Origin of the sequence: Marinobacter sp. MIT932201, assembly GCF_047123295.1 — a bacterium.
Classification (GTDB): domain Bacteria; phylum Pseudomonadota; class Gammaproteobacteria; order Pseudomonadales; family Oleiphilaceae; genus Marinobacter; species Marinobacter salsuginis.
The window spans coordinates 2,991,517-3,013,256 of sequence record NZ_CP138917.1; the positions used below are offsets into that span (position 1 = coordinate 2,991,517).

20 protein-coding genes are annotated in these 21,740 nt (G+C 57.5%); 12 read left to right on the top strand and 8 right to left on the bottom strand.

The window, feature by feature from the left end; all coding sequences use genetic code 11:
• Window positions 1–25: 25 nt before the first annotated feature.
• The 5 genes from rng to SIC15_RS13700 all read right to left on the bottom strand — a co-directional run bounded on the left by rng (window position 26) and on the right by SIC15_RS13700 (window position 4,554).
• On the bottom strand, window positions 26–1,507 hold the full coding sequence (gene rng, locus SIC15_RS13680) for a ribonuclease G (protein ID WP_136630255.1): 1,482 nt from the start codon (window positions 1,505–1,507) through the stop codon (window positions 26–28).
• On the bottom strand, window positions 1,504–2,109 hold the full coding sequence (locus tag SIC15_RS13685; RefSeq protein ID WP_069183064.1) for a Maf family protein: 606 nt from the start codon (window positions 2,107–2,109) through the stop codon (window positions 1,504–1,506). The genes rng and SIC15_RS13685 overlap by 4 nt, the downstream gene beginning before the upstream one ends.
• Window positions 2,110–2,111: 2 nt before the next feature.
• The gene (mreD, locus tag SIC15_RS13690; RefSeq protein WP_069183063.1) at window positions 2,112–2,588 is read right to left on the bottom strand and encodes a rod shape-determining protein MreD; all 477 of its coding nucleotides are present in this window, start codon (window positions 2,586–2,588) and stop codon (window positions 2,112–2,114) included.
• Window positions 2,588–3,421 (bottom strand): rod shape-determining protein MreC, encoded by an 834-nt coding sequence (mreC, locus tag SIC15_RS13695; RefSeq protein WP_412537621.1) that lies wholly within the window; start codon window positions 3,419–3,421, stop codon window positions 2,588–2,590. Before mreC ends, mreD begins: the two co-directional genes overlap by 1 nt.
• A 92-nt stretch (window positions 3,422–3,513) precedes the next feature.
• Complete coding sequence (locus SIC15_RS13700; RefSeq protein ID WP_008170134.1) at window positions 3,514–4,554, bottom strand: rod shape-determining protein; 1,041 nt, start codon at window positions 4,552–4,554, stop codon at window positions 3,514–3,516.
• A gap of 366 nt (window positions 4,555–4,920) precedes the next feature.
• Here SIC15_RS13700 and gatC point away from each other — a divergent pair, with 366 nt between their 5' ends.
• From gatC to gatB, 3 genes are read left to right on the top strand one after another with little or no spacing between them, the layout of a single operon-like run.
• Window positions 4,921–5,208 (top strand): Asp-tRNA(Asn)/Glu-tRNA(Gln) amidotransferase subunit GatC, encoded by a 288-nt coding sequence (gatC, locus tag SIC15_RS13705; RefSeq protein WP_069183061.1) that lies wholly within the window; start codon window positions 4,921–4,923, stop codon window positions 5,206–5,208.
• A gap of 11 nt (window positions 5,209–5,219) precedes the next feature.
• Window positions 5,220–6,677, top strand: a complete 1,458-nt coding sequence (gatA, locus tag SIC15_RS13710; RefSeq protein ID WP_412536185.1) for an Asp-tRNA(Asn)/Glu-tRNA(Gln) amidotransferase subunit GatA — start codon at window positions 5,220–5,222, stop codon at window positions 6,675–6,677.
• 21 nt (window positions 6,678–6,698) lie between these two features.
• Complete coding sequence (gene gatB / locus SIC15_RS13715) at window positions 6,699–8,150, top strand: Asp-tRNA(Asn)/Glu-tRNA(Gln) amidotransferase subunit GatB (RefSeq protein ID WP_069183059.1); 1,452 nt, start codon at window positions 6,699–6,701, stop codon at window positions 8,148–8,150.
• 195 nt (window positions 8,151–8,345) lie between these two features.
• On the opposite strand, the gene rimO is transcribed toward gatB, so the two are convergent.
• Window positions 8,346–9,692 carry a 30S ribosomal protein S12 methylthiotransferase RimO gene (rimO, locus tag SIC15_RS13720; RefSeq protein WP_412536186.1) on the bottom strand — a complete coding sequence of 449 codons (1,347 nt, stop codon included), beginning with the start codon at window positions 9,690–9,692 and terminating at the stop codon, window positions 8,346–8,348.
• Window positions 9,693–9,997: 305 nt separating this feature from the next.
• On the opposite strand from rimO, the gene SIC15_RS13725 reads away from it, so the two are divergent.
• From SIC15_RS13725 to SIC15_RS13740, 4 genes are all read left to right on the top strand, one after another.
• Complete coding sequence (locus tag SIC15_RS13725) at window positions 9,998–10,408, top strand: PilZ domain-containing protein (RefSeq protein WP_069183666.1); 411 nt, start codon at window positions 9,998–10,000, stop codon at window positions 10,406–10,408.
• A 159-nt stretch (window positions 10,409–10,567) separates the two neighbouring features.
• Complete coding sequence (cysD, locus tag SIC15_RS13730) at window positions 10,568–11,476, top strand: sulfate adenylyltransferase subunit CysD (RefSeq protein ID WP_305966734.1); 909 nt, start codon at window positions 10,568–10,570, stop codon at window positions 11,474–11,476.
• A gap of 1 nt (window position 11,477) precedes the next feature.
• Complete coding sequence (cysN, locus tag SIC15_RS13735; protein WP_412536187.1) at window positions 11,478–13,136, top strand: sulfate adenylyltransferase subunit CysN; 1,659 nt, start codon at window positions 11,478–11,480, stop codon at window positions 13,134–13,136.
• A 404-nt stretch (window positions 13,137–13,540) separates the two neighbouring features.
• Window positions 13,541–14,557, top strand: coding sequence for a nucleoid-associated protein (locus SIC15_RS13740; RefSeq protein WP_412536188.1), 1,017 nt, complete (start codon window positions 13,541–13,543; stop codon window positions 14,555–14,557).
• Here SIC15_RS13740 and trmH read toward each other — a convergent pair.
• Window positions 14,493–15,272: a tRNA (guanosine(18)-2'-O)-methyltransferase TrmH gene (gene trmH / locus SIC15_RS13745; protein WP_349342788.1), complete on the bottom strand. Its 780-nt coding sequence runs from the start codon at window positions 15,270–15,272 to the stop codon at window positions 14,493–14,495. The genes SIC15_RS13740 and trmH overlap by 65 nt on opposite strands.
• A gap of 186 nt (window positions 15,273–15,458) precedes the next feature.
• On the opposite strand from trmH, the gene miaB reads away from it, so the two are divergent.
• From miaB to lnt, 5 genes are all read left to right on the top strand, one after another.
• Window positions 15,459–16,805 (top strand): tRNA (N6-isopentenyl adenosine(37)-C2)-methylthiotransferase MiaB, encoded by a 1,347-nt coding sequence (miaB, locus tag SIC15_RS13750; protein WP_349342787.1) that lies wholly within the window; start codon window positions 15,459–15,461, stop codon window positions 16,803–16,805.
• A gap of 506 nt (window positions 16,806–17,311) precedes the next feature.
• Window positions 17,312–18,295: a PhoH family protein gene (locus SIC15_RS13755; RefSeq protein WP_412536189.1), complete on the top strand. Its 984-nt coding sequence runs from the start codon at window positions 17,312–17,314 to the stop codon at window positions 18,293–18,295.
• Window positions 18,292–18,765, top strand: coding sequence for an rRNA maturation RNase YbeY (gene ybeY, locus SIC15_RS13760; RefSeq protein WP_222464969.1), 474 nt, complete (start codon window positions 18,292–18,294; stop codon window positions 18,763–18,765). The genes SIC15_RS13755 and ybeY overlap by 4 nt, the downstream gene beginning before the upstream one ends.
• Window positions 18,762–19,607, top strand: coding sequence for an HlyC/CorC family transporter (locus tag SIC15_RS13765; RefSeq protein ID WP_069183050.1), 846 nt, complete (start codon window positions 18,762–18,764; stop codon window positions 19,605–19,607). The genes ybeY and SIC15_RS13765 overlap by 4 nt, the downstream gene beginning before the upstream one ends.
• Window positions 19,597–21,159: an apolipoprotein N-acyltransferase gene (lnt, locus tag SIC15_RS13770; protein ID WP_412536190.1), complete on the top strand. Its 1,563-nt coding sequence runs from the start codon at window positions 19,597–19,599 to the stop codon at window positions 21,157–21,159. Before SIC15_RS13765 ends, lnt begins: the two co-directional genes overlap by 11 nt.
• Here the strand turns inward: lnt and SIC15_RS13775 are convergent.
• Window positions 21,128–21,676: a zinc ribbon-containing protein gene (locus SIC15_RS13775; protein ID WP_069183048.1), complete on the bottom strand. Its 549-nt coding sequence runs from the start codon at window positions 21,674–21,676 to the stop codon at window positions 21,128–21,130. The two genes, lnt and SIC15_RS13775, sit on opposite strands and share 32 nt — an antisense overlap.
• Window positions 21,677–21,740: the final 64 nt, after the last annotated feature.

A 21,740-nucleotide genomic window follows, 5' to 3' on the forward strand; every position in this document is an offset into this window, starting at 1 on the left:
CGGTAACCGGCGCGGTTTCCCGGGTTCAGAGCAGAACCACATCATACTGCTCCTGGCTGTAGAACGGCTCCACCTGGAACCGAATGGTCTTGCTGATGAAAGTCTCCAGATCGGCGACGTTGTCAGACTCCTCATCCAGCAGGCGGTCCACCACGCTCTGGGAGGCCATCACCAGATAGCTTTCGGCATCGTAGGCACGATTGACCCGGAGAATTTCCCGGAAAACTTCATAACACACGGTTTCGGTGGTCTTCAGGAAACCGCGTCCGTCACAGATCGGACAGGGCTCGCAAAGCACCTGGCCCAGGCTCTCGGTGGTGCGCTTGCGGGTCATTTCCACCAGGCCCAGCTCGGACACCCCGGTAATCTTGGTCTTGGCGTGATCCCGTTCCAACATCTTTTCCAGCATCCGGTGCACCTGGCGCTGATGCTCGGGATCTTCCATGTCGATGAAATCGATGATGATGATACCGCCCAGGTTCCGCAGCCGCAGCTGGCGGCTGATCGCCCGGGCTGCTTCCAGATTGGTCTTGAAGATGGTCTCTTCCAGGTTACGGTGCCCCACGAACGCGCCGGTGTTGATATCGATGGTGGTCATGGCCTCGGTCTGGTCGATGATCACATAACCGCCGGACTTGAGCTGGACCTTTCGGCTCAGGGCTTTCTGGATTTCGTCTTCCACCGAGTAGAGATCAAAGATGGGCCGCTCGCCCGGGTAGTACTCTACCTTGTCGGCAAATTCCGTAACGAACTCTTCGACAAACTCCATCACCCTCTGGTGGCTCTCGCGGCTGTCGATGCGAACCTTTTCAGTCTGCGGTCGGATCAGGTCACGGATGGTGCGAATAAACAGCGGCAGATCCTGGTACACAACGGCCGGGGCCTGAACCCGGGCAATTCGCTCGTGTATGGACTGGCTCAACCGGTGCAGATAGGCCATATCGCCAATCAGGTCCTCAGGCGAGGCCGCTTCTGCAGCCGTCCGGATGATATAACCACCCTGAACGTCCTGATCTGCCGCTGCCGCCTCCTCGACGAGGGTTTTCAGGCGCGCTCGCTCGGCATCATCCTCAATGCGCTGCGAAATGCCAACGTGACTGACGCCGGGCATGAACACCAGATACCTTGAAGGGATTGAAAGCTGGGTGGTCAGACGGGCGCCCTTGGTACCAATCGGGTCCTTGGTAACCTGAACCACCAGGGACTGGCCCTCCCGGAGCAGGCTGCGGATATCCGGGACGGTCTTGGGGGTGTCGGCAGGCTCATCGCCATTGGACTGACTCGGAACCACATCGGAGGCATGGATAAATGCAGCCCGTTCCAGACCAATATCGACGAACGCGGCTTCCATGCCCGGTAAAACCCGCACCACTTTGCCCTTGTAGATGTTCCCGACAATGCCTTTCCTGCTGGTGCGCTCTATGTAGGCCTCCTGCAGCATGCCGTTTTCAACCAGGGCCACCCGCGTTTCCACCGGGGTGACGTTGATAAGAATCTCTTCACTCATAATGTTTGGCTCTCCAGACTGCGCGGCCAGTTTTTCCAGACCGGGTAACCGGCACCAGCCAACAACGCGGCGGTTTCCTGCAGCGGCAGGCCAACCACGGCACTGTAGCTACCCCGGAGCTCATTAACAAAAATACCACCAAGGCCCTGAATTCCATAACTTCCGGCCTTGTCCATGGGTTCGCCGCTGGCCACGTAAGCATCAATCTCTTCGGAGGAGAGATCCCGGAAACAGACTTCCGTTGTGACCAGAACGGATTGGCATTGCCCATCGTTGGCCAGCGCCACGGCAGTCATCACCTGGTGCGTCGCGCCCGAAAGGCGGGCCAGGGTTTCCCGGGCATCCGCCGCGTCTGTGGGCTTACCAAGGATTCTTCCATCGAGCACCACTGAAGTGTCCGACCCCAGAACCAGGCATTGCGGCGCGGATTCGGCCACAGCCAGCGCCTTCTCCCGGGCTAAACGTTCCACATAATGTTGCGGCGTTTCATCGACTTCCGCTGTTTCGTCGATGTCCGCCGGACGAACCGAAAATTTCAGGCCGATTTGCTGCAACAGCTCCGCCCGGCGCGGCGAAGCCGAAGCAAGAATGATGGATGGCATGGCTAACCCAGTTTGCGGTTAATGTTGTCCAGCAGGATACAGAATACCGGCCACACCAGGGCACTGGTCAGGGCCGGCCAAAGGTAGCTGAACCCGGCGTCATCGGCCCCCAGCAGCTGCTTCACGAAATGCACCAGCATCTGGTTGATGCCCAGCAACAGGAACACCATCAGGCACTGCTGGGGCATCGGATACATGCGCAGACGTTGATGGATGGTAAGCACCAGAAAGGCGATCAGCGCCATGGCCATGGCATTGACGCCAAGGGGAGTGGCTTCGAGCACATCCAGCAACAAGCCCAGACACCAGGCCAGGAGGATTCCGAACTGGGCCGGAGCCCGGAATGTCCAATAGAACACCACCAGCCCCAGCCACTCCGGGCGGAACTCGAACCAACCCACAGGAAACAGGGAAATACTGAACACCAGTGCAACAACCACGGAGAGCGCGAAAACCGGATAGCTGATTACGGATAACATCAGTCCTCCCCTCCCTGGTTGCCGTCATCCTCGGCGTTAGCGGCAGCCTCACCCTCGACCACCTCGACTTCGATCGGAGAGGCATTCTCCGGCGGGAATACCACCAGTACAAGACGGCTCTGGTTCAGCTGCGCCTTGGGCGACGCTTCGATGGAAACAAACGGTTCGCCCGGTTCCTTGGAAATACGGCTGACTTCCGCAACCGGGTACCCCCTCGGAAAACGTCCGCCAAGCCCGGAACTGACCAGCAGATCGCCCTCACGGATATCGGCCGTGTCCGGCACATGAACGAGATCCAGGGTATCGGTATCACCGGTGCCCAGCAGGATTGCGCGCAGGCCGTTGCGCACTACCTCCACGGGCACCGCGTGGCTGCTGTCAGAAACCAGCAGAACGCGAGAGGTGATCTGACTACTCTGCACCACCTGCCCCATCAGACCATGGGCATCCAGGATTGCCTGGCCCGGCGACAAGCCGTCGCTACGGCCCTTGTTGATGATGATTTCGTGGGAGAAGGGATCCGGGGAAACGCCGACAACCTCACCGACAATTACCCGATCATCCAGAACTTCGGAAGAGTTCATCAGGCGGCGCAGCTCGTTGTTCTCCGACGCAAGCGCGGCGTATTTCAGGGCGCGACGTTCAAGGATCAGCAAACGGGCGCGGAGATCTTCGTTTTCTTCCTGTAGATCCTGTTTGTTTTCGAACAGCCCGGCGACCCAGTCGGTAAATTCGTAAGGGGCGTTGCCCAGCCAGTACACAGGGGCCAGGCCGGTGGCGATGGTGCTTCGCACGGTTGAGAGCTTGTCGAAACGCGCATCGGCAACCACCAGGGCTGCCGATACGAGAAGAACAATGAGGAGTCTGAAACCGGGAACAGGCCCCTGGACAAAGATGGTTTTAATGGCGAGCCCTCCCCACAGGATTATCCCTCCTGGGAGAACATTCCGATGCCACCCCGATCAATCACTTCCAGCGCCTTGCCGCCACCACGGGCAACACAGGTCAGCGGGTCTTCAGCGATGATCACCGGCAGGCCGGTTTCTTCGCTGATCAGTTTGTCCAGCCCGCGCAGCAGAGCGCCGCCACCGGTCAGTACAATACCGCGCTCGGCAATATCGGAGGCCAGTTCAGGCGGAGACTGCTCAAGAGCACTTTTGACGGTCTGAACGATCTGCGCCAGGGATTCCTGCAGCGCGTCGAGAATTTCTTCGCTGTTGAGCGTGAATGCCCGGGGCACACCTTCTGCAAGGTTGCGACCGCGCACGTCGATCTCACGAATTTCGAGGCCTTCGTAGGCGCAGCCGATTTCGTGCTTGATGCGCTCGGCGGTCGAATCGCCAATCAGGCTGCCGTAGTTGCGGCGCACGTAGGTAACGATGGCTTCGTCGAACTTGTCACCACCAACCCGCACGGATTCGGCATAGACGATGCCGTTCAGGGAAATAATGGCGATTTCGGTGGTACCACCACCGATGTCGACGATCATGGAACCGCTGGCTTCCTCAACCGGAAGGCCGGCACCGATAGCAGCCGCCATGGGCTCTTCAATCAGGAAGACTTCCCGGGCACCAGCACCGAGGGCGGATTCGCGGATGGCCTTGCGCTCAACCTGCGTAGACTTGCTGGGCACACACACCAGCACTCTCGGGCTAGGGGTAATGAAGCTGTTCTCATGCACTTTATGAATAAAGTGCTGGAGCATTTTTTCGGTTACCACGAAATCTGCAATTACGCCGTCTTTCATTGGGCGAATGGCGGTAATGTTGCCCGGTGTACGGCCGAGCATGCGTTTGGCTTCGGCGCCTACCGCGGCGACCATTTTTTGGGAGTTGTTGGTGCGAATGGCCACTACCGAGGGCTCGTTCAGCACGATTCCGCGCTCACGCACGTAAATGAGGGTGTTGGCGGTGCCCAGGTCGATGGACAGATCGCTGGAGAAGATGCCTCGGAGTCTTTTTATCAACATTCGTGTAGTTTCAACCTGAGAGTTGCAGTCGCAAAGAAAAGATGCGGCAACTTTAGCAGTGAGCACCCCTGCAGGCAAGGCGCTAGCGGGCCTCACGCCTTACGGTTCACACATTTACCTTATGGGCTGGGGCCTCCCGCCATTGTTCGAATCTGTTACCATATTGCCCTTAATTTTTATTTGGGTGCAGGGGCGGTTGGAAAAGGCTGTCCAAAACACGCTACAAGCACATCCGTGTGCGCTTGATTCGGGCCATCCATGGCCCTCAACAGTTTTGGACAGCCTTTTCCAACCACCCCCGGACCCCGTGCAAAATTCCGGCTTCTTTTATTACCGACATTTCATTTACCTGGGAGGCAATGCGTGACCATTTCCCGTGAGGACATTGAGAAAGTCGCTGTGCTCGCCCGCATTCGTGTGGATGACGAGCAGGTTTCGGCTCTGGAGAAGGATCTGGGCAACATCCTGGATCTGGTTGATCAGTTGGGTGCGGCCGACACCGATTCGGTTGCGCCCATGGCCCATCCGCTGGATGCGGTCCAGCGCCTGCGCGCGGACGAGGTAACCGAGACCAATCAGCGGGAGGCGTTCCAGGCGATTGCGCCGGCTACCGAGAACGGGCTTTATCTGGTTCCCCGAGTGATTGAGTGAAAGGAAACGTCATGCATAACAAATCCGTAGCAGAGCTTTCCCGGGATCTTAAGAGCGGCGAGGTGTCCAGCGTTGAGCTGACGCAGGAGTTCCTCGACCGCATCAAGCGGGAAGATTCGAAGTACAACAGCTTTATTACCGTGACCGAGGAGCAGGCGCTGGCTGATGCCCGGATGGCGGATGAGCAGCGGGCAGCGGGGAATGCCACGGCCTGGACCGGGGTTCCTTTCGCGCACAAGGATATTTTCTGTACCAACGGCGTTCGCACCACCTGTGGTTCGAAGATGCTGGAGAATTTTGTTCCGCCCTACGACGCGACCGTTACTGCGAATTTCCGCCAGGCGGGCGCGGTATGCCTGGGCAAGACCAACATGGACGAATTCGCCATGGGGTCGTCCAATGAGAACAGTTATTTTGGCGCCGTCACCAACCCATGGGGATTGAGTGAAGGCAACAAACGTGTGCCGGGCGGGTCGTCTGGCGGGTCGGCTGCGGCGGTTGCAGCTCGGCTGGTGCCCGCGGCGACGGCCACGGACACCGGTGGCTCGATCCGTCAGCCGGCGGCGCTGTGTGGTGTTACCGGGCTGAAGCCGACTTATGGCCGGGTATCCCGGTACGGGATGATTGCCTTTGCCTCCAGTCTGGATCAGGGTGGCACCATGGCCCGCACAGCAGAAGACAATGCGCTGATGCTGAATGTAATGGCCGGCTTCGATCCCAAGGACTCCACGTCTATTGACCGTGAGGTGCCGGATTACACGGCGACCCTGAACGAGCCGCTGAAAGGTCTGAAAATTGGCCTGCCGAGGGAATATTTCAGCGACCAGCTCAGCCCGGCGATGGAGCAACAGGTTCGCAACGCGGTCAAAGAATACGAGAAGCTGGGCGCCACTGTGAAAGAGGTGTCACTGCCAAACGCCAAACTGGCGATTGCGGCCTATTACGTGATCGCGCCGGCCGAAGCCTCCGCCAACCTGTCACGGTTTGACGGTGTGCGCTATGGCTACCGCTGTGAGGACCCGAAGGATCTGATGGATCTGTACACCCGCTCCCGGGCAGAGGGTTTTGGTGAAGAGGTGAAACGTCGGATTCTCGTGGGCACCTACGCCCTGTCCGCCGGCTATTTCGATGCCTATTACCTCAAGGCCCAGAAGGTTCGGCGGCTGATCCAGCAGGATTTCATCAATGCCTTCAAGGAAGTGGACGTGCTGATGAGCCCGACCACGCCCTCGCCTGCCTTTATCCAGGGCGAGAAGACCAGCGACCCGGTGACCATGTACCTCGAGGACGTATTCACCATCGCCATCAACCTGGCGGGTGTTCCGGCTATGTCAGTGCCGGCCGGTTTCGTGGATGGTCTGCCGGTGGGCCTGCAGATCATTGGGGATTATTTCTCCGAGGCCCGTTTGCTGAACGCCGCCCATCAATTCCAGCAGGTGACCGACTGGCACCAGCGCGAACCGCAATAAGCCCGGAACAGGAGAACGAGTATGCAGTGGGACATTGTGATCGGGCTGGAAATTCACGTTCAGCTCGCCACCAAAACCAAGATTTTTTCCGGCTCCAGCACCGCCTACGGCGCCGAGCCCAACACCCAGGCCAACGCGGTTGACCTGGCCATGCCCGGCACCCTGCCGGTGCCCAATGAGCAGGCGTTCCGCTATGCAGTCATGTTCGGCCTGGCAGTGAATGCCGAGATTGAGCGCCGTTCGGTCTTCGAGCGGAAGAACTATTTCTACCCGGACCTGCCCAAGGGGTATCAGACCACCCAGCTTGAGCGCCCGATTGTTGGCCCCGGCTACGTGGACATTGACCTGCCCAACGGTGAATCCAAGCGGGTGCGCATTCACCACGCCCACTTGGAAGAGGATGCGGGAAAGTCCCTGCACGAGGATTTCCATGGCATGACCGGTGTTGATCTCAACCGGGCGGGCACCCCACTGATTGAAGTGGTCACCGAACCGGACATGAACAACGCTGACGAAGCGGTCGCCTTTGCCAAGAAGCTGCACAGCATCGTGACCTCGCTGGGCATCTGCGACGGCGATATGTCCCAGGGCTCTATGCGGTTTGACGTCAACATTTCGCTGAAACCCAAGGGCTCCGACACATTGGGTACGCGTACCGAAACCAAGAACCTGAACTCATTCCGGTTCATGGAACAGGCCATTGCCCACGAAGTCGAGCGGCAGATGGATATCCTGGAAGACGGCGGCAAAATTGTGCAGGAAACTCGTCTGTACAATGGCGATCGTGATGAGTCCCGTTCCATGCGCACCAAGGAAGAAGCCAACGACTACCGCTACTTCCCCTGCCCGGACCTGTTGCCGGTGGAGATCGATGACTCGTTCATCGAAGAAGCCCGCAATAGCCTTCCGGAACTGCCGGACGCTCGCAAGGCCCGCTTCAAGGATCAATACGGCCTGAACGACTACGACGCTGGCCTGCTCAGCGGCGACTCGAAACTGGCCGCATTCTTCGAAGAAGCCGCCAGCCAGGGCAAAGATGCGAAGCTGGTCGCCAACTGGATCCAGGGCGAATTCTCTGCCCGCCTCAATGCGGAAGAGAAATCCGTCGCCGATTCGCCTATCACCGGCGCTCAGTTGGGTGACCTGGTGGTACGGATTGCCGACAATACCATATCATCCGCTGGCGCGAAGAAGGTCTTCGAGGCGCTGTGGACAGGCGAGAACGACAGCGTCGATGCCATCATTGATGCCAAGGGGCTGAAGCAGGTCTCTGACACTGGCGCTCTGGAAGCCATGGTGGATGAGGTTCTGGCCGGTATGCCGGATCAGGTGGCGCAGTATCAGAACGAGGAAGACCCGAAGAAGCGCAAGAAGATGCTTGGTGGCTTTATGGGGCCGCTGATGAAGGCTTCGAAGGGTCAGGGGAATCCCAAGCTGTTTAACGAGATTCTTGTTCGCAAGCTTGGGGGATAGCCTGCTGGCTTTGGGCCGTGGCTCTTGGTTGCGGCCCTGGCCTGGTTGTTTGGGGGATGCCATGGCAGGTGGCTTCTCCCAAAAAACGCTACGAGCACATCCATGTGCGCTTGACTGTGGCCATCCTTGGCCACAGACATTTTTGGGAGAAGCCACCTGCCAAGGCTGCGGACTCCTTCGATAACGCCCGGCAGATCAGATCAGACGAGCCCAGAGGTCATGCTCGTCGGCATGTTCAACCACGGCCTGAACGATTTCGCCTGGAACAAGGTCGGTCTCATCATTGAGGTAAACCATACCGTCAATCTCCGGCGCATCGGCCTTTGAGCGACCAATCGCGCCTTCCTCATCAACTTCATCAATCAGCACGTCAATAGTCTTGCCAATCTTTGCCTGCAGGCGGGCCGCTGAAATCTCGGCCTGTTTTTCCATGAAACGGGCCAGACGCTCTTCTTTTACTTCCTCAGGAACCGCACCTTCCAACTCATTAGCTTTGGCACCTTCCACCGGACTGTATTTGAACGCGCCAACACGATCCAACTGAGCTTCGTCGAGCCAGTCCAGCAGGTACTGGAAGTCTTCCTCGGTTTCGCCGGGGAAACCGACGATGAAAGTGGAGCGAATGGTCAGCTCGGGGCAGATCTCACGCCATTTGCGGATGCGCCCCAGGGTCTTGCTGTCGTGGGCCGGGCGTTTCATGGCCTTTAGCACTTTCGGGCTGGCGTGCTGGAACGGGATGTCCAGGTACGGCAGGATCTTGCCTTCGGCCATCAGGGGAATGATGTCGTCCACATGGGGATACGGATAAACGTAATGCAGGCGAACCCAGACACCCAACTCGCCCAGCGCTTCGCACAGGGACTGCATTTTGGTCTTGAGCGGCCTGCCCTGCCAGAAGCCGGTGCGGTATTTGGTGTCGACGCCGTAGGCCGAGGTGTCCTGGGAGATAACCAGCAACTCCTTCACTCCGGCATCTACCAGTCGCTGAGCCTCGTCCATCACATCGCCAATGGGGCGGCTCACCAGGTCGCCGCGCATGGAGGGGATGATGCAGAAGGTGCAGCGGTGATTACAGCCTTCGGAGATCTTCAGGTAGGCATAATGCCTCGGCGTCAGCTTGATGCCCTGAGGCGGGACCAGATCGGTGAACGGGTCGTGTTGCTTTTGCTGGGGCACGAACTGGTGAACCGCGCCTACCACCTCTTCATAGGCGTGGGGACCGGAAACCGCCAGTACACCGGGATGAGTGTCGCGAATCTTGTCGGCCTCCACGCCCATGCACCCGGTAACAATCACCTTGCCGTTTTCGCTGATTGCCTCGCCGATGGCGTCCAGGGATTCCTGCTTGGCGGCATCAATGAAACCGCAAGTATTTACGACAACGATATCTGCGTCGTTGTAGGTGGGCACGACGTCATAGCCGTCCAGCCTCAGCTGGGTGAGGATTCGCTCGGAGTCTACGAGAGCCTTGGGGCAGCCAAGGCTGATGAAACCGACTTTGCCGTTACCGGAGGAGGCAGGGGTCTGGGTGTTATCTGTCATAAAAGGCTTGGAAATCCCGGAGCTCGGCACGAGCCCACAAATGAATGAAGGCCGGTATTTTACACCAGCTGCGGGATCGGCTGCACCAAGAGTCGAACCGGGAAAAGCAGCAGAATAATCTGACAGACGTCAAAATTTGTGACGCCCTGTTCAGAAAGATTTAACAAATCTGCCACTATAGACGGCAGGCTTCTTGCTGATCACAAAGTAAACAACTACACTTTCATGCGCTTAAGTGTTTTTTCTGGAAGAGATTTATGGGAAAGGCAGCCTCATTTGCAACCAGACACGCCAGAAGAGTCAACATGAAACCTGTCGCCGCCAAATTGAATTTGCGCAACCAACAACGGGTGGATGTAGCCACCGACATTACGATTGAGAAACCGGACGGCTGCTGCCTGACCTGTTCGGTGTCCAATCTTTCCCGTACCGGGGTGATGATCTCCTGTAATCAGGAGACGGTGAAACAGCTTATACCCGAGCAGAAGGCGCCCGCCCCCGGCAACTGGATTGCGGTAAAAACGCGCTTCGCCGTGCCCGTCGTCGCCACACAACCGGTTTCTATTATTGCCGACGGCAACATCGTTCACATGAGACGCATCGCGCGGGATGAGTTCCAGCTGGGCATCCAGTTCGCAGAGTTTGAAGGCAACGGCTTCGACTACGTTGACCGCTACGTCTCCAAACTGTTGGCCGACTCCCGCAATCCGGCCTGAACGTCACCCCTGGCTCACCTCCATTCAGAGCCTGCCACTGCTATATTGTTATAACGCCAATGTCTAGTTGGGCGTCTTCTTATGCCCTTACCCCCTCTGGTATAGTTGCCGTATTCATTCGCACAGCCAACACGGCCCGCACGGCGGCAACGGATTATCATGACCACATACAACCTCACGCACCTGAAACAGCTGGAAGCGGAAAGCATCCACATCATCCGGGAAGTGGCAGCCGAGTTCGACAATCCGGTAATGCTGTACTCCATCGGCAAGGATTCCGCCGTAATGCTCCACCTGGCCCTGAAGGCCTTCTATCCGGGCAAACCACCCTTCCCCCTGATGCACATTGATACCACCTGGAAATTCCGGGACATGATCACGTTCAGGGACAACGTGGCTGAGAAGTTTGGCCTCGATTTGATCGTCCATACGAACCAGGAAGGCGTGGATCAGGGAATCGGCCCTTTTACCCACGGTAGCGCGAAACATACAGATGTCATGAAGACCCAGGCCCTGAAACAGGCACTGGACAAGTACAAGTTCGATGCAGCGTTTGGCGGTGCCCGTCGCGATGAGGAAAAATCCCGGGCCAAGGAACGCGTGTATTCGTTCCGGGATGAATACCACCGCTGGGACCCCAAGAACCAGCGGCCGGAGCTGTGGAACATCTACAACGGCAAGATCAACAAGGGCGAGAGTATCCGGGTTTTTCCGCTGTCCAACTGGACAGAACTGGATATCTGGCAGTACATCTACCTCGAGAACATCGACATCGTTCCGCTTTATTTCGCCGCCGAGCGTCCGGTTGTTGAGCGTGATGGCACCCTGATCATGGTGGACGACGACCGCATGCCATTGAAGGAAGGCGAAAAACCGATGATGAAATCGGTCCGCTTCCGGACACTGGGCTGCTACCCGCTGACGGGTGCCATCGAGTCCGAAGCCAACACGCTTCCGGACATTATCCAGGAAATGTTGCTGGCCAAGAGCTCCGAGCGCCAGGGTCGGGTGATCGACCACGATTCAGCCGGCTCCATGGAACAGAAAAAGCGGGAAGGGTATTTCTAAGATGTCACACCAGTCTGATCTGATTGCAGAAGATATTCAGGCCTACCTGAAGCAGCACGAGAACAAGGAACTCCTGCGCCTGCTCACCTGCGGCAGCGTGGACGACGGCAAGAGCACCCTGATCGGCCGGCTGCTCCACGACACCAAGATGATCTACGAAGATCACATGGCCAGCCTGAAAACCGACAGCGCCAAGATGGGCACCACCGGCGAGAAACTTGACCTCGCCCTGCTGGTGGACGGCCTACAGGCAGAGCGGGAACAGGGCATCACAATTGATGTCGCCTATCGGTACTTCTCCACCGACAAGCGCAAGTTCATCATTGCCGACACCCCGGGCCACGAACAGTACACCCGTAACATGGCAACCGGCGCTTCCACGGCCCAGGTCGCCATCCTGATGATCGATGCCCGCCACGGCGTGCTGACCCAGACCCGGCGCCACTCTTACATCGCTTCTCTTCTGGGCATTCGCCATATTGTCGTGGCAGTGAACAAGATGGATCTGGTGGATTTCAGCGAAGAACGCTTCAACGAAATCAAAGACGATTACCTGGCATTTGCCGCCAAGCTGGGCCTGAAGGACATCCGCTTCGTGCCGCTGTCCGCCCTTGAAGGCGACAACGTTGTGAACAAGAGCGAGAACACGCCCTGGTTCACTGGGCAGCCGCTGATGGAAATCCTCGAAACGGTAGAAGTCGGCCGGGATAAGAACCTGGAGCATTTCCGCTTTCCGGTTCAGTACGTTACCCGACCGAACCTCAATTTCCGGGGCTTCTGCGGCACTATTGCCTCCGGCGTGATCCGCCCGGGCGAAAAGGTCATGGCCCTGCCCTCACGCCGCACCAGTACGGTCAAGGAAGTTGTCACCTTCGATGGCAACCTGGAAGAGGCGTATATCGATCAGGCAGTCACCCTCACCCTGACCGATGAAATCGACATCAGTCGCGGCGATATGCTGGTCAAGGTGGAAGATGAACCCGAAGTGGGCAACCGCTTCAATGCCAACATCGTGTGGATGACGGATGCACCACTGGAAACCGGGCGCCTGTACGACATCAAGCTGGGACCGACCTTTACCTCCGGCACGGTGAAAAAGATCCATCACCAGACCGACGTAAACACCCTGGAACAGCAGGCCAACCCCAGCCAGCTGCAGCTGAACGAAATTGGTCTGTGTGAACTGACCCTTAACCAGCCGATTGCCTTTGACGCATACCAGCGCAACCACGTCACCGGCAGCTTTATCGTGATCGACCGCCTGTCCAACGTCACCATTGGTGCTGGCATGGTGGCTGGCCTGGCCGATTCCGGGGAATCCCTCGATCCGGTGTCGGCAGAAGAACGCGAACGCCGACTGGCCCAGAAGCCCGCAATCATTGCCTGCAACGGTCGACAGGCGCCAGCACTGGCCCTCGCCGTAGAGCGTGCCCTGTTCGACCAGGGCAAAACCGCGGTTGTGGTCAACGAAGAGAACGCCGGCGATGCCGACGAGCGCCGCCGTGTTGCCCAGCTTCTGACTTCCCACGGACTGGTTGCCATTGCCGTGAACCTCGGCACTGACATCGCCAATGCGGCTGCGACCGCGGACAGCGAACAGGAGATTCCTGAGGCTGTTAGCAAACTTGTTCAGGAGTTGATTCGCAGCAAGCGGGTTTAAATTTTGAATTGACTGGAGATACCCTTACTACGGTGGCTGGCGCCGGGGTGGGGGTATCTTTTTCTTTGGAAAAACAACTCGCTTCGCTCAGACATCTTTTTTCTAGAGAAAAAGATACCCCCACCCCGTCACCGGCATACTCTAGTGCTTATTCCCGCGTAAAATTACGGCAAAACATTCATCCTTTTTTGGCGGACCACTGAGAGGCCCGTGGACGTGGGGTAGGTCATTCTTTTTCTCTAGAAAAAAGATGTCTGAGCGAAGCGAGTTGTTTTTTCGTAAGAAAAAGAATGACCTGCCCTGCGGCCCTCCCGCAAACCTTCAGGCTACCAATGAATCCGCCACCAAATCGTGGCAGAATCCCGCCTCTCTGAGTTAACCGAAACAACGAACAGGAGCCAAAAATGGCCATCAAACACCTCCGCACTGCCTTCGCCAGCCAGTACCAGCCGGGCCAGCCTGCCCGCCTCGTGACCGGCGAGGCCCTGCAGGAGCCCGGTGGCGATTACGAGGGGCTGCACAAACAGATGAAGCGGCTGTTCAACAGCAAGCCCGGCAAGAAATACGGCCGGTTTTCCGAAGATCTGGGCGAGTGCCCGTTCAGCGCCTGGCTAAAAGACTATCTGGAAGACAAACAAACCTTTGGCGCCATGACCGACCGCCTGTTCGGGCAGTGGCAGGAACTGCTCACTGGCAGCCAGGAAGAATTCGATGGCCATCTGATGATTGTCCACGATGCCCTGGCCGACGCCGAGGTGGTTTACCTGTTTATTCTGGAAACCGACAGCGCCATGCGCTTCGATGGCAAGCAGTCACTGGATGCCACCGACGTCCTCAGTCTGTCCCGCCTGAACCTGGCCGTTCGCATCGAGCTGGACGACTGGCGCAGCAACAACCCGGCGGAGAACTACCTCACTCTGGTGCATGGCCGTGGAACCGGTGAGCCGGGCGAGCTGTTTATCCGTTTGTGCGGGTTTACCAATCAGGTGGATGTGGAAAAGGAAACCATGACGTTCCTGGACGCCGTGGAAGCCTTCGCAAAATCCTCGGAGCCAGAGAAAGCCGGCGAGGTTCGCAACAAGGCTTATGAGTTCTGCAAGGAACAGCATGCCCTGGGCGAGCCTGTGGAAATCGAGGCGCTATCCGGCTACCTGGACGAGAGCGAGCCGCAACGCTTCAAGGAATTCGCCTCGAAAACCGCCGAACTGCCGGAGAGCGGCGTATTGCACCCGGACCACCGTAAGGTGAAAAAGCTGGTGCGTATTGCAGGCTCCGGGGGTGGCATGAGCGTGTCCTTTTCATCCGACCTGGTGAATCAGGCGGTTTACTATGACCGCGACAAAGACGCCTTGACGATTACCCGGCTTCCCAAGGCTTTGCGGGAACAGCTTCAGCGGTATCTCGAGGCTCGCGAGGAGTGATGGGCTGATCGTCCCATCTTGGGCGATTTGCCCTTAGTTTTCTTACTTCCTGCATCCAGCCTACGCCATCAATTAACTCGCCGGTGTCCGGATCGATTGGCGGGTACGGCAGGTTGCGGTCGTCGCAGTAGCGTTTGACGGTTGGCTGGCACCATCTGAACAGCAGGCGGTTGTATTCGTCATCCGGCAACCGGCGCTGGTCGAACATACCAGCCAGTTTTCTCTGCCGCTGAGCTTCGGACAGGATAATCGCGCAGGCGGAAGACACGTTGAGCGACTCCACCATGCCCATCATCGGGATCACGATGTGCTCGTCGGCCTGGGCCGCCGCATCGGCGCTCACACCATCAACTTCGTTACCCATGATCACCGTACACGGCACTGTGTAATCCGCCTCCCGGAAGTCGATGGCCCGGTCAGACAGCTGAGCCGCGTATAGCTTGTGGCCCTGCCCTTTCAGACTGTCGATCGCTTCGTCCATGCTCCGATGGGTGTGGGTGGTTACCCAGTTGTAGCTGCCGCCGGCGGTCTTGCGAAAGGCCCGGAAACCTTCCTTCGGCCAGACCACATGCATGTTGGCAAGGCCAAACGCGTCGCAGGAGCGGATAATGGCGGAGAGGTTCCGGGGTTTGTGAACCTGATCGGTGAGGACGCTCAGGTCCGGTTGCCGGGTGTTCAGGGTTTGTTTGATTCGGGCTAGGCGTTCGGGGGTCATGATCGTGTTCGGGCTTGATTGTCGATTTAAAGAACCAAAAATAATACCACAAGCGGACTAGCAACTAGCCGAGACAAAGGTGGTTGAAGTTTAAGCACCCCGTTATAATACGCAGTTCCTTTTTGCTGGCGCCCCGTTTAAACCATCCAGTTCCCGGCGCACCATCCAACAGAATACGTGAGACCCATGGCCAAGAAGCTGTACATCAAAACCCACGGCTGTCAGATGAACGAGTACGATTCTGCCCGCATGGCAGACCTGCTCAAAACCGGTGAAACCGTCGAAATGACCGATTCCCCGGATGACGCCGACATTCTGCTGCTGAACACCTGCTCCATTCGGGAAAAAGCCCAGGAAAAGGTGTTTCACCAGCTTGGCCGCTGGAAAAAGCTGAAAAGCAAAAAGCCGGAAATGATCATCGGCGTGGGCGGCTGTGTGGCGTCCCAGGAAGGCCAGGCGATCATTGACCGCGCGCCCTACGTGGACATGGTCTTTGGCCCGCAAACCCTGCATCGGCTACCGGACATGATCACCGAAGTGCGCGCCAAGGGTAACGGCGTTGGCGTGGTCGATGTCAGCTTCCCGGAAATCGAAAAATTCGACAATCTCCCCGAACCGGGCGCAGACGGCCCTTCAGCATTCGTTTCCATCATGGAAGGCTGCAGCAAGTACTGCACCTTCTGCGTGGTTCCGTATACCCGCGGGGAAGAAGTCAGTCGCCCGGCTGATGACGTCATCGCTGAAGTCGCCCACCTGGCCAGCCAGGGTGTTCGGGAAGTGAACCTGCTGGGGCAGAACGTGAATGCCTACCGTGGCGAAACCCACGACGGAGACACCATGGATCTGGCGGAGCTGATCGAGCTGATTGCCACCATCGAAGGCATCGACCGTATTCGGTACACCACCTCTCACCCGGTGGAGTTCTCGGATGCACTGATCGACGTCTATGAGCGTGTTCCGGAGCTGGTCAGCCACCTGCACCTGCCGGTTCAAAGCGGCTCCGACCGGATTCTGGCTGCCATGAAGCGTGGCCACACGGCTCTGGAGTACAAGTCGAAACTCCGCCGCCTGCGCAAGATCCGCCCGGACATCAGCTTCTCTTCGGACTTCATTATCGGCTTCCCGGGCGAAACCGAGAAAGACTTTGAAGACACCATGAAGCTGATCAACGACATCGGTTTCGACATGTCCTTCAGTTTTGTCTACAGCGCCCGCCCGGGCACACCGGCGTCAGATCTGCCGGACGACACTCCGATGGATGTTAAAAAGCAGCGCCTGAGTATCCTGCAGGATCGCCTGAATCAGAATGTGATGGATATCAGTCGCAAGATGGTGGGTTCTACTCAGCGTATTCTGGTAACCGGGTTGTCCAAGAAGGACCCTGGCGAATACGCAGGGCGTACCGAGAATAACCGGATTGTGAATTTCCGGCATGAGAATCCGGAGGTTGTTGGGCACTTTATTGATGTCGATATTGTGGAGGCCTATCCCAACTCACTTCGCGGGGTGCCCGTGAACTCGGAGATGTTTTAGGCCTTATTCGGGATTCGTCCGGCTTGGGAGTTTGGCGAGCGGTGGGGCCTTCTTCCCAAAAACCGCTACGAGCACATCCATGTGCGCTTGGCGTCGGCCATCCATGGCCGCCGACATTTTTGGGAAGAAGGCCCCACCACTCTCCGCTGACTACTCCATTGCATGCCCAAAACAACCAGACGGCAATGCATAGGGCTGTAGTTTCGATTAGACAAAGTCGTAATCCATCAACGTGCCTGTCACGAGTGAACCTGTCGGATAACGCTACCGGCTTATCCGACCTACTTGTTTTTCAGCATTCGGGCCTGCACATAGTACGTAAAGGGTAAGGGCCGGAGGGGCTTTCCAAAAACGTGGAGCGCCAGGGATGGCGCGACCGAGCCCTACATGGACGTATTCACGGGCGTTTTTTGGAAAGCCCCTCCGGCCCTTGCCCGTTAACCGAACATCAGAAAGACGTACTCCCCAACAAAAAACCAGGGGAAGTAAACCTAAACGGAGCACTTTTGAACGCCAACGATCACAGACAATTTGACCTGCACCCGGTGGACCAGCGTCGGCTGGCGACGCTTTGTGGCCAGTTTGATGAAAACCTGAAGATGATTGAAAAACGCCTGCATGTGAAAGTCGGCAGGCGGGGTCATCATTTCCGGGTGGAAGGGGAAACCGAGCATGTGGCGGCGGCCGTCGAGGTTATCCGGCATCTTTATCGGGAAACCGAGGCCACGGAAGATATTCCACCGGATACCGTGCATCTGTTTATCCGGGAAACCGGCTTTGAGCGTCTACCGGAGGACGTGCCCTACGATGGTGCTGTGACGGTGATCAAGACGCCCAAACTGACAGCCAAGCCCCGGGGCGCGAATCAGCAGAAGTATGTTCACAACATCCGCACCCACGATATCAACTTCGGGATCGGGCCGGCGGGTACCGGCAAGACCTGGTTGGCGGTGGCTTGTGCTGTTGAGGCTCTGAAAGACGAGCAGGTGAAGCGGATTCTTCTGGTTCGGCCGGCGGTTGAGGCCGGCGAGAAGCTGGGCTTCCTGCCCGGGGATCTGGCCCAAAAGGTGGATCCGTATCTGCGCCCGCTGTACGACGCCCTTTACGAGATGCTCGGCTTTGACCAGGTTACCCGGCTGATCGAGAAGAGCGTGATCGAGATTGCGCCGCTAGCATTCATGCGCGGTCGCACGCTAAACAACTCGTTCATTATTCTGGACGAAAGTCAGAACACCACCCGTGAGCAGATGAAGATGTTTCTGACCCGGATCGGCTTTGGGTCTACCGCGGTTATTACCGGTGACACCACCCAGGTGGACCTGCCCCGCGGCCAGAACTCCGGGCTTATTCATGCCGCCGGTGTTCTCAGCAAGGTGCCGGGCATTGGGTTTACCCGGTTCGAGGCGAAGGATGTGGTACGCCATCCGCTGGTACAACGGATTGTCGAGGCCTACGATTCCTTTGATGATGGGAGTGCGACCGGCCAGTGAACGAGCTGACAGTAGATTTTCAGCAGGTTTTTGAGGCTCCGGGAATACCTTCGGAGGCGCAGGTTCAGAAATGGGCGCAACTTGCCTGGCAGGGCGAGGATCCGTCCGAGGTGACTGTCCGTATTGTCGGAACCGAAGAAAGTCAGGCACTCAATCACCAGTACCGGGGGCGGGACTATCCGACCAACGTGTTGTCCTTCCCATTTGAGGCGCCAGCCGGTATAACGGTGCCATTGGCCGGAGATCTGGTGATTTGTGCGCCGGTTGTCGAGAAAGAGGCCAGGGAGCAGGACAAAACCCTCGACGCCCATTGGGCGCATATGGTGGTGCATGGCATGTTGCACCTCCAGGGTTTTGATCATATTGAAGACGATGATGCCGAGGTCATGGAAGCCCTCGAAATCCGGCTGCTGATGCAGCTTGGATATGGCAATCCTTACGAAGCAGAGGAAACGGAACAAGACTCATGAGCGACGATCAGTCGAGTCGCAGCCAGGGCGGAAAGTCCTGGCTGGAACGTATATCACAGGCCTTCTCCAGCGGGCCTGAGTCCGTTGAGGACGTGCTGGAAATCCTGCGGGACGCCGAGTCCCAGAACATCATCGATGTCGATGCCATGAGCATCATCGAAGGTGCCATGCAGGTGATCGACATGCGAGTGGATGAGATCATGATTCCCCGCTCGCAGATGGTCACCGTAAAGGCATCCCAGGAGCCCAAAGAGTTTCTGGGCGAAATCATGGATTCTGCACACAGCCGTTTCCCGGTTATTGGCGACAGCCAGGACGATGTCATCGGCGTGCTGCTGGCCAAGGATCTGCTTCCCCTGGCCCTGAACAACGACCTGAACTGGAATCGTATCCGGGAAATTCTGCGGCCACCCAATTTTGTCCCCGAGAGCAAGCGCCTCAACCAGTTGCTCAAGGAGTTCAAGGAAAACCGCAACCATATGGCCATCGTGGTGGATGAATACGGCGGCACCGCCGGCCTCATCACCATCGAAGACGTTCTCGAGCAGATCGTTGGCGAGATCGAGGACGAGCACGACTTCGATGAAGAGACGAACATCAAGGCCCGGGGCGATGGCAGCTACGCCGTAAAAGCAGTAACGCCCATTGATGATTTCAATGAGTTCTTCGAAACCGAAATGGACGAAGAAGAATTCGATACCATTGGTGGCGTGGTTCTCAAGGAATTCGGACACCTGCCCAGACGGGGCGAATCGGTTGAATTCGGCGGCTTGCGCTTTACCATTGCCAACGCTGATAACCGTGTAATCCGTCTGCTGCAGGTAACCCGAAGTGACCAGTGACGCCACCAACACCAGAGCGCTGACAACCCCGTTTTCTTCCAATGCCTGGCTGGGCGCGGCGGTACTTGTGGTCGCCGGCGCCCTGCAAACCCTGACTTTTTCACCGTTCAACCTGTGGTGGCTGGGGCCGGTTTCGCTCCTGTTGATCCTTCTGGTTACCGTACCCCTGGCCCCCGGGAAACTGTTCCGGGCCGGCTGGCTCACTGGCCTGGGCCTGTTCGGCAGCGGGGCCAGCTGGGTTTACATCAGCATCAGCGAACACGGCAACACAGCGATTCCCATAGCCATCCTGCTCACTGTTCTGTTCGTAGGGGGTCTGGCACTGTTCCACGGCCTCGCTTTCTGGTTCTGGGGCAAGCTTGCCAAGGACAGTCCCGTCCGACGCCTGATCCTCTTCCCCGCCATCTGGATTCTTGGCGACTGGCTCCGTGGCTGGCTGCTTACCGGCTTTCCATGGCTGTATCTGGGCACGGCGCATACAGACGGCCCCCTGGCCGGGCTGGCTCCCTTGACCGGCGTGCATGGCATCACCTTCTGGATTGCTGCTACCGGTGCCGCACTTTACGGCGGCTGGTGGCTCTTGAAGCATCTGAGACCAGTTGCTGCCGGCATCACACTCGTTGTTGCCCTTATCCCCTGGTTAGTTGCTCCGGCGATGAATCGCCTCGACTGGACGGATCTGAGCGAAAACCCGACTTCCTTTGCTGCCATGCAGGGCAATATCCCCCAGCAGATAAAATGGGACCCGGAGTTTTTGAAGGACCAGATCGTCACCTATCTGGGAATGACGGAAGACCACTGGGACACAGACCTGATTCTATGGCCGGAAACGGCCATTCCCATTCCCCAGGATCAGGCTGGCAAAATCATTGACCACATCAGCGCAGAACTGGGTGAAAACAGCACCCTGATTACCGGTATACCCTGGTATGGATTCAGTGACCGAATTGAGGATTTCACCTTCCACAACAGCATCATGGCCATCGGCAACGGCGAGGGCATGTACCACAAGCAGAAGCTGGTGCCATTCGGGGAGTATGTGCCTCTACAAAGTGTGTTGCGGGGTCTGATCGGTTTCTTCGATTTGCCCATGAGCGATTTCAGCCGTGGACCTGAGTGGCAGGATCCGCTCGAGGCCAATGGCATCAACGTGATGCCCTTTATCTGCTACGAAGTCGCCTATCCCGATTTTGTCGCCTTTAACGCCCGGGGCGCAGGCCTTCTGCTCACCATCAGCAACGACGGTTGGTTCGGCGACTCTATCGGCCCTTTGCAGCATTTACAAATCGCGAGGATGCGGGCATTGGAAACCGGCCGCTACATGCTTCGAGGCACCAACAATGGCGTAACGGCAATCATCAATAACCGTGGTGAACTGACCGAAACCATTCCCCAGTTCCAACGCGCCACCCTGAGCGGCGAGGTGTTCACTGCCACGGGTAACACGCCCTACATGCAAACCGGCTCCTGGCCAGTGCTGACCCTTGCGGTCATTCTGATCGTTTTTGTCCGGGAGCGGATCATTCCTCCTGTTTCGGCCAGCGGCTCGTGACCCGCTCGTAGTAGTGGGAGCCGCAGGCTTCACAGGGTTCCAGGTGGCTGGTGGCTGTCAGACACCGCATATGTCCACAGTTCAGGCACTGGAACATCCCGGCGGTAGCCACTTCCCCTGAGATGTACTGGCCCACTTCCTTATTTTCCAGCTTCTGTTTCAGCTCCAGGAAGTCCACAACCGTTTTGTCAGCGACTGACAGCAGACTGTCCGCCAACTGGTGTTCCAGCAATGCCATATCAAGCTGCAACCATTCACTCAGGCCTTCTCCAGTTTCCTCCACGAAGTGCAGTAGGTGCTCGAGATCCCTCTGGAGGTATTCGCCGAGCAGGGCCGCTTCATCCCTGGTCATCTCCTCGAGCTCGTACTCAAATTCCACCGCTTTCTGGACCTCTTCTTCGAGGTTCTGGAGCGATGTTTCCTCCAGGTCATGAAGGCGCGTTTTTACCCGCTCCAGCATACGGTCGTAAACTTCCAAAGCCTTGCCTGATAGATGACTTCTTTCTGGTTGTGTCATTTTGACTCCTCGATACCGCGTTCAGGTGCAGGAGCCGCTGCACAGCCTTCTTTTCCGGGACACG